Below are 10,532 nucleotides of genomic sequence, written 5' to 3' on the forward strand. Positions count from 1 at the left end.
TTAGGAAACCATGGCAAGCACACTCATCATTGCCACCGACCATATGATATCCAAAGGAAGATGAATCTCTATCGTGGAATCGAAAAGCAGTGTGGACCTTGAAGGAAATTCATCGTCTTTTATCCAGAGAAGCAGTGTAACAGGCACATTGGGAAGTGGGAGAAGCTCTATGGAGGCATCAGCCATGTTTATCGCCCTTCCGCCTAATTCCATGCCTCTTTCGATAAATGCCTGCTTTTTGGTTTCATAATTTTTAGTTAGAGTTTCAAGCGGGATATGGTGAGTGCCCCTAAAAAAGTGCTGTCCTCCTTTTAGATTCTCGGGCTTTACGAGCCTCCCTGAAACAGGGATATCTTTTGAATTTATGAGATACCATAGAAAGGAATGGCTTATGAAATATCCAAGCCCATTAAGAAGTCTCTCTCCATGCCCCTCAATCGGTCTTATCTCCTCCTTCTTAGGGTTTATGGAAAACTCCATGCCAAATGATTTTAGTATGTAAAAAGACCCTGTCTTATTGTAAGAGGCACCTGCCCTTTTGCAGACATCATCGGGATTAAGCTCAGAAAGCATTCTCCATGCCTTTTCATGTCCTGTCATGGCTTATGATAACACAGGTTCTTAGAGGGGAGGAGGGAGGGGCCTCCGGGGGAAGAGGCCCCGTTTTGGGGGGAGAAACCTATAATTCCATTTGCCGATGCGTTTTTCTAAGGAAGGTCGGCACATCGAGAGGCTCTTCAAATGGCATCGAATCAACTGGCATCTCTATGGGGAAATCAGTTAGTGTTTTAGCCAGAACCCTATCTGAGCCCTTGAGATTGATATTAGGGACAGTCCATTTCCTTGCCTCTAACTCAGGCTTCTTTTTCTCGCCCTCTGAGTCAAAGCCAGCTGCAATAATAGTGACCCTTATCTCATCTCGAATGTCCGGGTCAATGACTGCACCGAATATGATATTTGCCTCCTTGTCTGCTGAGTCATATATGATGGAAGCGGCCTCCTCTGCGTCACCGAGTGTAAGGTCAAGCCCTCCAGTTACATTTATGAGGATTCTCTTAGCTCCCTCGATGGATGAGCTTTCGAGCAGGGGGTTTGAAATGGCTTTCTTTGAGGCTTCCCGTGCCCTGCCCTCGCCCTTTCCTATGCCCATGCCCATAACAGACCTGCCTCCTTTATCCATAATCGTCTTTACATCCGCAAAATCCACATTTATGAGTCCAGTGACGACTATCAGGTCTGCTATGCCCTGAACTGCATATTTGAGGACATTGTTTGCTATGGAGAAAGATTCAAGAAGGGGTGTGCCCATTTCCACAACAAGCCTTATCCTATCGTTTGGGATAACGATGAGGGTATCCACATTCTTTGCAAGCTCCTTAATACCTTCTTCTGCATTGAGCATCCTCTGTCTGCCTTCGTAGAAAAACGGCTTAGTGACAACTCCTACTACGAGGGCACCAAGCTCTCTCGCAATGCCTGCTACAACAGGAGATGCTCCTGTGCCTGTGCCGCCACCCATGCCTGCTGTAACGAAGACCATGTCTGCGCCCTCGAGTGCCTCGGCAATCTGAAGTCTGTCTTCGATTGCAGACTGCCTGCCGATTTCTGGCTTTGAGCCTGCACCCAGCCCTCTCGTCACAGAAACACCTATCTGCACCTTCTGTGTGGCAAGAGATGTCTCAAGCACCTGTGCATCGGTATTGATTGCTATCAAATCCACTGCGCTTATATTGGAGGCAATCATGTTATTGACGACATTACCTCCTCCGCCTCCAACACCCACAACCTTGATATTTGCCTTTTTGCCTCTAACATCCTCTAACTCAAACATAAACACCTCCTCCTTAAAAAATTTTACTTGTCAACACCTTTAAAGATTCTTTTATTCCAAACATATCCCAGCCCCTCCAGATGCCTGATACCCTGTGGATCAGGCTCTCATGGATAGATGTCTTTGACTCCATGTCGATGCCATAAAGCATAAGTCCAATGGCAGTGGAATACATAGGAGAGGCAACACCCGCAGAATTGGCAGAGGGCATATTTACATCTGGCGCCGCAGAGCCCCTTACAGCAAGCCCTACGATTGCCTCTGCAACCCTGTCTATACCCGGAAGAAGGGAGGTCCCGCCTGTCAACACCGAGGAGTAAAGCATATGCTCTTTAGCCTGATGCCTGCCAGTGTCATCTGAATTTAGCGCCTCTCCTATTTCGGTCTTTATTAACGAAAACAGCTCTTCGCATCTGGGCTTTATAATCTCAGCTATATATTTTCTTGGGAGGTTTTTCCTTTGCTCTCCATTCATCCCAAATATCTCCATCTCATCTCTAAAAAGCTCTACCAATGCAGTGCCATATGTCTTTTTCAGCCTTTCTGCTTCTTTCTGCGAGACCCTCAAGCCAATGGCAATATCATTCGTAATGTGGTTTCCTCCGATAGGTATAACCGATGTATGCCTCAGCCTTTTGTCTTTGTAAATCGCAATGTCCGTTGTTCCACCGCCCATGTCTATAAGGGCAACCCCTGATTGCATCTCCTCTTCTTTAAGGACAGCCATTGAAGATGCGATTGGCTCAAGCACGATATCCACAGGTCTTATGCCTGCTTTCTCACAGCACTTCATGAGGTTTTCGATTATCGGCAGGGATGTCGTAACTATGCTAACCTTTGCCTCGAGCCTCACCCCTGACATCGAAACCGGCTGAACGATTCCCTCCTGACCATCTATGATGAAATCCGAAGGCAGGATATGAAGGACCTCTCTGTCCAAAGGCACATACACAGAAGCCGCAGAATCGATAACCTTCTGCACATCCTGCCTTGTCACTTCATTACCCTTTATGCCAACTGCACCGTAACTTTCGATACACTTTATATGACTGCCTGCAATCCCCACATATGCAGTCCTGATACTCAAACCCGAAGAGGACTCTGCCTCACTGACTGCCTTCTTTATAGAGTCCACCGTGGCATTGATATCCACCACAACACCCTTTCGGATGCCTCCTGATGGAGAAAGCCCCAGTCCGATTATCTCTGTTTGTCCGGATAAGACCCTACCTGCCACTACGCAGACCTTTGTTGTGCCTATGTCAAGACCAACTATGTATTTGCCTTTCACTCGATAACCTCTTTCAAAGGCTTAACCACAACCCTGTTTGCAAACCTAAGGTCTATGTAGGCAACGGTTTCCCATCTTTTCTTAATCTCGGATTCAAGCTCAAGAAACCTCGTCAGTTTTTCGTCATACTGACCATCGCCTATCCTGACGACTGTGCCGTCAAGCTCCATCACAAGGTTGTCCTTCATAGAGTCAACACCTGTTATCTTTAACTGTTTGCCGGACATGCCGATATCTGCAACTGCCTTTATAAGGGACACTGCCTCAGAAAATGTAGATGGGTTAATGCTACCTGTGTGAGAGATGACAGGCAGAAACTGGGCAGACTCTCCCTTAAGCTTATCGAGCTTTCTCCCTTCCTCATCTATAATGAAAACCTTATCTCCTGTCTCAAGAAGTGCAAATGGCTCTGCCTCTATGATTTTTATAATCAGCCTGTGGGGATATTGTTTCCTTATCTTTACCGACTTTATCCATGGAGACCTCAAGAGTCTCCCTGCAAGCACATTGCACTCTATATGCATAAGGTCCTCATTGCCCCTGAGACCCATAAGCCCCTTCATCTCTTCTTCGGAAAGATGTTTATTGCCGTAAAAGACAACCTCTTTAATTGGGAAAAACGACTGCCTATATAAAAGAAATGTGCCTACTATCAGGATGCACGATGCAGTAAGGAGACAGGATAACCTCAGTCTCAATCTCCTTCTCTGGCTGTTACGCCTTATGCTCATCCTCATGTTACTGGAGCGTCTCATCTTTTCACCTTTGATTTCTCTATAGCAGACCTCAGAATCTCCTCAACGAGCATGGGAAACGAAAGACCCCTATGGCTTGCAATCTTTGGGAGAAGACTTGTCTCTGTCATTCCGGGGATTGTGTTTACCTCAAGGACATAGGGCTTCCCAGCTCTGTCAAGCCTGAGGTCAACCCTCGTTGCGCCTTCTGAGCCCAATGCCTGATGTGCAGAAAGTGCAGTGTCCTTTGCCTTCTCGTATGAGGCATCGTCGATCTCAGGCGGGATGATATACTCTGTCATGCCTTCTGTGTATTTTGCCTCATAGCTATAAAACTCAACTAATGGTCTTACCTCAACTCCGCCAAGAACAATGTTATTCAGGATGCCTATATGAATCTCTTTTCCATCTATATATTCTTCTGCTATAGCCACACCATTAAACGAAAGTGCTGTTTCAACTGCCTCCCTGAGCTTAGTCTCATCCCTGACAATGCTAACTCCAACACTCGAACCTTCTTTCTGAGGTTTTACGACGATTGGCAGAGGTATCTCCGGGATTTTAAATGAGGTCAGTTTCTCGAATTTAGGAACTGCGAGTCCTTCCGAGATAAACATCACCTTCGATGAAAGTTTGTCCATTGCTAACGAAGAGGCTAAGACACCTGAGCCTGTATAGGGGATTTCCATAACCTCAAGGAGTCCCTGAATACAGCCATCCTCTCCAAAGCCTCCATGAAGGGCAAGAAAGGCAATCTCGATTTTTTCTCTTCCGAGAACTTTACAGATATCCCTTCCAACATCTATGGCAGATACATCATAGCCCAGATTCCTCAGGGCATTAAAGATGGCTTTGCCGCTTCTAAGAGACACCTCTCTTTCTGCCGAGATGCCTCCCATAAGAACGCCTATTCGTTTTTTAGTCAGCAGTTTCCCCTCCAATGATTTTTATCTCCGGTTTAAGGATTACACCGAATTTTTTCTTTACCTTTGATGAGACCATCTCCATGAGCCTGAGAAAATCCTCTGCATTACCGTTTCCTTTATTGATGAAGAAATTTGCATGTTTTTCGCTCACCTCGATATCTCCAGCCCTCATGCCTTTACATCCAGCCGAATCTATAAGTTTTCCAGCAGAGACACCTCGTGGATTCTTAAACACGCATCCTGCAGACCGTTTACCAATGGGTTGAATACTTTTTCTTTCTTTAAGAAAACCGTCTATCCTCTTTGAGACATCCATAGGGTCATCAGGGAGTAACCTTAGCGTAGCCCTTGTAATAAAAAAACCATGAGGCAGTTTTACGCTTCTATATCCAAATACTACATCCCTTACATCATAAAGGCTGATATTTCCTAAGGCATCCATCATCGAGATATCGATAATGACATCCTTTATCTCATAGCCGAATGCACCTGAATTGCCTGCAATTGCACCACCGAGTGTGCCTGGAATGCCCGAAAGCCCCTCGATGCCTTTGAGTCCTGTTTTCCTCGATAAAGCTACAATCTCCTGAAGCAAAAGCCCTGAATCAGCGATTATCGTAAATCTTTCGTCCTCAACCCTTAGTTCATTAAACATGCATAACGAGACGACTATGCCACGGATACCTTTGTCTTTTACAAGCACATTCGTGCCTTTCCCTATTGGAGTAATGGGTGTATCCGCATCCCTTGCAAGTCGTAGCACATGCCTGAGCGAGACGATATTTTCTGGAAATGCTAAGACATCGGCAGGACCTCCGATTCTTAAAGATGTATGTCTTTTCATTGGCTCACCAAACAAAACCCTGCCCTTAAACACATCCCTTGAAAATATCTCTTTCACTAAAGTCTCTTCCTTCTTTAAGACATTCATCTTTCCATTAGCCTCTTAAGTATCTCCTCGCCTACTTTGTAGACATCGCCTGCCCCGAGGGTTAAAAGTGTCTCTCCTAACTTAAGATGTCCTGATATATGTTCAATCATTTCCTGTCTGTCAGAGATAAATATGACGCCTTTGTGCCTTTTTTTAATCTTCTTAGAAAGTGCCTCTGATGTTATGCCCTTTATGGGTTTTTCTCCTGCAGGATAGATATCCATAAGGAAAAGTGTGTCTGCATCGTCAAAGGATTTCAGAAACTCCTCAAACAGGCTTTTTGTCCTTGTATATCTATGAGGCTGGAATATAACGGAAAGGCTTCCTTTTTTAATGGACTGTCTAAGTGCCCTTAGGGTTGCCTTTATCTCAGAGGGGTGATGCCCGTAGTCGTCATAGAGCTTAATGCCTTTAGTTTCACCTTTGAATTCAAGTCTTCTCTCGATGCCCTTAAAACCTTCTAAAGCCTCTTTTATCTTTTTAATATCTATCTGAAGCTCTAATGCCACTCCTATAGCGGCAAGGCTGTTAAGGGCATTGTGAGTGCCTGCAAGCGGAACCTGAAACCTTCCAAGATTTTTGCCCCTTAGGTGGACATTAAAGCTCACAGCCATCCCATGTATTTTTAAGGCATCTGCCCTAAGCCCTGCATCATCCGAAAAGCCGTATGTAAGTGTGCGCCTGCTCACGGATGGAATAAGCTCCCTTATATACTCGTTGTCTATGCATAAGATGGAAATGCCATAAAACGGAACCTTATCCATAAAAGAAAGGAATGCCGATTTAAGACGGTCCATTGTCTTAAAAAACTCCATATGCTCTCTGTCTATGTTTGTGACCACCGAGATAGTGGGGCTTAGCTTAAGAAACGAGCCGTCGGATTCATCAGCCTCAGCAACTATGAAGTTACCCCTGCCCAATCTTGCATTAGTTCCTAATGCATTGAGTTTTCCGCCGATAACCACAGTCGGGTCAAGCCCTGCATGGGCAAGGATGGTCGATATAAGGGATGTGGTTGTTGTCTTTCCATGTGCTCCTGCAACTAATACGGAATATTTAAGTCTTCCAATCTCAGCGAGCATCTCAGCTCTCGGTATTACGGGTATTGCCCTTTTGTTTGCCTCGATGACCTCGACATTTTCCTTTGACACAGCAGATGAGATGACAACCACATGAGCAGTCTTTATGTTTTCTTCCCTGTGCCCGATATAAATCTTTGCACCAAGTTTTCTCAGCCTCTTTGTGTTGTCGGAGTCTTTTAAATCCGAGCCAGTTACCTCATAGCCTAAGTTCAGAAGCACCTCTGCTATGCCGCTCATGCCGATTCCGCCTATTCCTATGAAATGTATCACTCTGTAGCGCTCAAACATATTCAGGACTTCTTCTTCAGGTTTATAAGGCTTAAGGCGATGTTAACGACCTTCTCTCCTGAATCCGGCATCCCCATGGCAAGGCTCTGTTTTTTCATCCCAGCCCTCAGGTCCTCGGACATATATATCTCCTTTATGTTTTGGGCAAGGACTTCGCCCCTTAACTCAACCTCCAATATCAGTCTTGAAGCCCCTGCCTCGGCGAGTTTCCTTGCATTGAACTCCTGATGTCCCCGAGCATAAGGATAGGGAATTAATATGGCAGGCTTTCCTAATGCCGTAATCTCTGCAAGCGTCGTTGCACCTGCCCTCGATATAACAAGGTCAGCAACCGAGTATGCCTCTGCCATCTGATATATGAAAGGCGTAACCATTGCAAATATGCCGCTTTTCCTGTACGCATTTCTTATACTTTCATAATCGGCATCTCCTGTCTGATGCAAAAACTGCACATTGCCCTTTATGTCAAAAAGGTAATTAAGACAGTTGACGACTGCATTGTTTATGCTTCTTGAGCCTGAGCTTCCGCCTGAGACGAATACCGTAAACATATCCTCCTTTAAAGAGAAAATCTCATATGCGGATTTCCTGTCTAAGTGAGGAGAAAGCATCTTACGCCTGATTGGGTTTCCAGTAAGACGGGTCTTTGAGATTGGAAAAAATGTAATGCTTTCGTGATAGGTGACTGCTATGGCATCCACAAACCTTCCAAGCACCCTATTAGCCATGCCTGGCACAAGGTTCTGCTCCATGATAAGGGTTGGAATGCCCAAAAGGCATGCCATTCCTACAGGCACAAAAGAGGCATATCCGCCTGTACCTATCACTATATCGGGCTTGATAGCCTTAAGAAGATCCCTCGAATAAAAAACCGCACTACACATCTTTATCAAGGACTTTATCTTTTTAACAGGCGATTTCCCCACAAAGCCCTCGGCAGGTATAAACCTGACTGGATAGCCCTCCTTGGGTATCAGCCTTGACTCTATGCCATGCTCTGTGCCTATGAAAATCACCTCTGCCTTTTCATTTCTATGTTTAAACTCCTCTGCCACTGCTATGCCGGGCAATACATGTCCGCCTGTGCCTCCGCCTGCAATCACGATTTTCACTGCACATTCCCATAGACTTTTCTTCTTGCCCGCTTAAGCTTCATAATGTCCTCTATCCCATCGAGCCTGTTGACCATTGCCTTTTCATGTCCTGCCTTCGAGACATTAAGCAGTATGCCTATTCCTGTCATGTTTACAAGCAAAGATGAGCCTCCATAACTTATAAATGGAAGGGGCAAGCCCTTTGTCGGTGCAAGCCCGGTCACTACAAAAAAGTTCATGAGTGCCTGAACCGCTATCATTATCGTCAGACCAAACGAAAGATAATATATAAACGGCTGGGTGCTGTTTTTATCCGCAATCAACACACCCCTTATAAAGAGAAATGCAAAGAGAAAAACGACGAATGCGGCAATTATGAACCCTAATTCCTCGCCCACTATAGAAAAAATGAAATCCGTATGCACCTCGGGCAAAAAGGAAAGTTTCTGTCTTCCGTTTCCAAGACCAACTCCTGTAAGACCTCCACTTCCAAGGGCAATAAAAGACTGAACGAGCTGAAATCCACTTCCCTGTGCATCCTGCCATGGGTTAAGAAAGGCAGTTATCCTTTTCAGCCTGTAAGGCTCCATGAGAAGCTTTAATACTACAGGCACTGCCATTGCAAGCAAAGCCAAAAGGTATCTCAGCCTGATGCCTGAGATGAAAAGCATAGAGACAGTCAGGATGCCGAGAGTAACGGTTGCCCCGAAATCAGGCTGTAAAAGGAACATTACCTGAAATACTGCCATTACCGAAAGAGGCACTGCAATAGAGTAAAACCTTTCTGCCTTGAACCCCGAAGAAGACATATAACTTGCAATGAAGATTACCATCGAGAGCTTAGCAAGCTCCGAGGGCTGAAAGGTCATTACTCCAAGCCTTATCCATCTGGTTGCCCTGCCTGCAGTAACACCAATGCCCGGGACAAAAACAAGGATTAAAAGAACGAAAGAAAGAACGAGAAGGGGTATGGAGAGCTTCATAAGAAGCCTTGGCTTTACCCTATATGCAAAGACCATCATAACGAGGCTCACTGCCATTGTAAGGAGATACCTCAGAAAATAGTAAAACGGTGTAAGGTTCTTTTTCTCAGGCGTTATAACGGATGTCGAGCTATACACCATAAGTGCACCAAAACCCATAAGGGCAAAGACAATAATAAGAAGCCATCTATCGAATGTCCTAAATGGTGCTATAGTCTCCACACTGCCTCCTTGAACCTCTCCCCTCTGTCCTCGAAATCCCTGAACATGTCAAAGCTTGTGCAGGCAGGCGAAAGAAGAACTACATCACCCCTGTCAGCAATCTCTTTTGAGAGCTTGACCGCAGAGCTCATGTCATTTTCAAGCATGCATGGAACAATGTCTCCTAATGCAGACCTTATCTTTTCTTTAGCCTCTCCTATGAGAACTAAAGCCTTCACCCTTTCCCTTACGAGGTCTCTCAGGGTTGTGAAATCCCCTGCCTTATCCCTTCCGCCTGCAATAAGGACGATGGGGTTCGAGAAACTCTCGAGGGATTTAAGCACAGCACCTACATTCGTGCCTTTTGAGTCATTTACGAATGTCACGCCATTTAGCTCTCTTACGAATTCAAGCCTGTGTGGAAGTCCTCGGAATTCCCTGAGTGCCTGCCTGATTGCATCGGCGTGACAGCCTGCAAGGAGAGCCATGGCAGAGCCTGCCATGGCATTCTCCAGGTTATGAACCCCTTTAATGGCGATGTCATCCAAAGACATAAGAAAACCTTTTCCAATGGGCATATCGTAGTAAATCCCGTTGCCTTTTAAGTAAACACCCTTTACTTCATGAAGCCTCGAGAAGAAAAAAACCTTTGACCTTATATCTCCTTTGAGTGCCTTCAGTGTCTCAGGGTCATCGTGCTCTCCTGTTATTGCATTTCCAATATTTCCGCCAAGGATTGTGTTTTTGCCTGCCTTTTGGAGCATAAGGTTAAGAAGCGAAGTGGTAGTGGATTTTCCATTAGTGCCTGTGACCGCATAAAACGGAATCCTCTCTCCTACAACCCGATATGCAAGCTCAAGCTCGCCTATTGTCTTTATGCCCTTTGCCCTTGCCTTCCCAAGAGGCTCTATACCCATTGGCACACCAGGGCTTACTACAATCAGGTCTATGTCATGCATATCCTCAGGATGACCACCGAGCATCTGCTTGGCAGAAGGCGAAAGCATTTTTATAAATTCCATAAGCTCTTCTTTGGATTTCTTGTCGGTAACAGTTACATCTGCACCGAGACTCAAAAGCAGGTTAGTCGCACAAACACCGCTTTTTTGAAGTCCAAAGACAAGCACCTTTTTGCCCTTCATGGTAACTCCTACATCCACCTCCATATCAT

At 45.4% G+C, this 10,532-nt stretch carries 10 protein-coding genes; all 10 read right to left on the reverse strand.

The genetic code is table 11. From position 1 onward, the window contains the following. The 10 genes from HY805_05300 to HY805_05345 all read right to left on the reverse strand — a co-directional run bounded on the left by HY805_05300 (position 1) and on the right by HY805_05345 (position 10,527). The gene (locus tag HY805_05300; GenBank protein ID MBI4823628.1) at positions 1-600 is read right to left on the reverse strand and encodes a DUF3786 domain-containing protein; all 600 of its coding nucleotides are present in this window, start codon (positions 598-600) and stop codon (positions 1-3) included. A gap of 79 nt (positions 601-679) precedes the next feature. Next, positions 680-1,831, reverse strand: coding sequence for a cell division protein FtsZ (ftsZ, locus tag HY805_05305; protein ID MBI4823629.1), 1,152 nt, complete (start codon positions 1,829-1,831; stop codon positions 680-682). Between the two features lie 13 nt (positions 1,832-1,844). Then, positions 1,845-3,122 (reverse strand): cell division protein FtsA, encoded by a 1,278-nt coding sequence (ftsA, locus tag HY805_05310; GenBank protein ID MBI4823630.1) that lies wholly within the window; start codon positions 3,120-3,122, stop codon positions 1,845-1,847. Then, entirely contained in the window at positions 3,119-3,877 is a 759-nt protein-coding gene (locus HY805_05315) for an FtsQ-type POTRA domain-containing protein (GenBank protein MBI4823631.1), read from the reverse strand. The genes ftsA and HY805_05315 overlap by 4 nt, the downstream gene beginning before the upstream one ends. Then, a complete protein-coding gene (locus HY805_05320) occupies positions 3,874-4,797 on the reverse strand; it encodes a D-alanine--D-alanine ligase (protein ID MBI4823632.1) in 924 nt (307 codons plus the stop codon). Before HY805_05320 ends, HY805_05315 begins: the two co-directional genes overlap by 4 nt. Then, on the reverse strand, positions 4,775-5,713 hold the full coding sequence (murB, locus tag HY805_05325) for a UDP-N-acetylmuramate dehydrogenase (GenBank protein MBI4823633.1): 939 nt from the start codon (positions 5,711-5,713) through the stop codon (positions 4,775-4,777). The genes HY805_05320 and murB overlap by 23 nt, the downstream gene beginning before the upstream one ends. Further along, entirely contained in the window at positions 5,710-7,083 is a 1,374-nt protein-coding gene (locus tag HY805_05330) for a UDP-N-acetylmuramate--L-alanine ligase (GenBank protein MBI4823634.1), read from the reverse strand. Before HY805_05330 ends, murB begins: the two co-directional genes overlap by 4 nt. A gap of 2 nt (positions 7,084-7,085) precedes the next feature. After that, on the reverse strand, positions 7,086-8,195 hold the full coding sequence (gene murG / locus HY805_05335; GenBank protein ID MBI4823635.1) for an undecaprenyldiphospho-muramoylpentapeptide beta-N-acetylglucosaminyltransferase: 1,110 nt from the start codon (positions 8,193-8,195) through the stop codon (positions 7,086-7,088). Further along, entirely contained in the window at positions 8,192-9,382 is a 1,191-nt protein-coding gene (gene ftsW, locus HY805_05340) for a putative lipid II flippase FtsW (protein ID MBI4823636.1), read from the reverse strand. The genes murG and ftsW overlap by 4 nt, the downstream gene beginning before the upstream one ends. Beyond that, a complete protein-coding gene (locus HY805_05345) occupies positions 9,370-10,527 on the reverse strand; it encodes a hypothetical protein (protein MBI4823637.1) in 1,158 nt (385 codons plus the stop codon). Before HY805_05345 ends, ftsW begins: the two co-directional genes overlap by 13 nt. Positions 10,528-10,532: the final 5 nt, after the last annotated feature.

It is taken from the genome of Nitrospirota bacterium (genome assembly GCA_016207905.1).
In the GTDB taxonomy this organism is placed as follows: Bacteria; Nitrospirota; Thermodesulfovibrionia; order Thermodesulfovibrionales; family JdFR-86; genus JACQZC01.

Coding starts and splice junctions, on each gene's coding strand:
- HY805_05300 (MBI4823628.1), bottom strand. CDS start 600: ATGACAGGACATGAAAAGGCATGGAGAATGCTTTCTGAGCTTAATCCC.
- ftsZ (MBI4823629.1), bottom strand. CDS start 1,831: ATGTTTGAGTTAGAGGATGTTAGAGGCAAAAAGGCAAATATCAAGGTT.
- HY805_05315 (MBI4823631.1), bottom strand. CDS start 3,877: ATGAGACGCTCCAGTAACATGAGGATGAGCATAAGGCGTAACAGCCAG.
- murB (MBI4823633.1), bottom strand. CDS start 5,713: ATGAATGTCTTAAAGAAGGAAGAGACTTTAGTGAAAGAGATATTTTCA.
- HY805_05330 (MBI4823634.1), bottom strand. CDS start 7,083: ATGTTTGAGCGCTACAGAGTGATACATTTCATAGGAATAGGCGGAATC.
- HY805_05345 (MBI4823637.1), bottom strand. CDS start 10,527: ATGGAGGTGGATGTAGGAGTTACCATGAAGGGCAAAAAGGTGCTTGTC.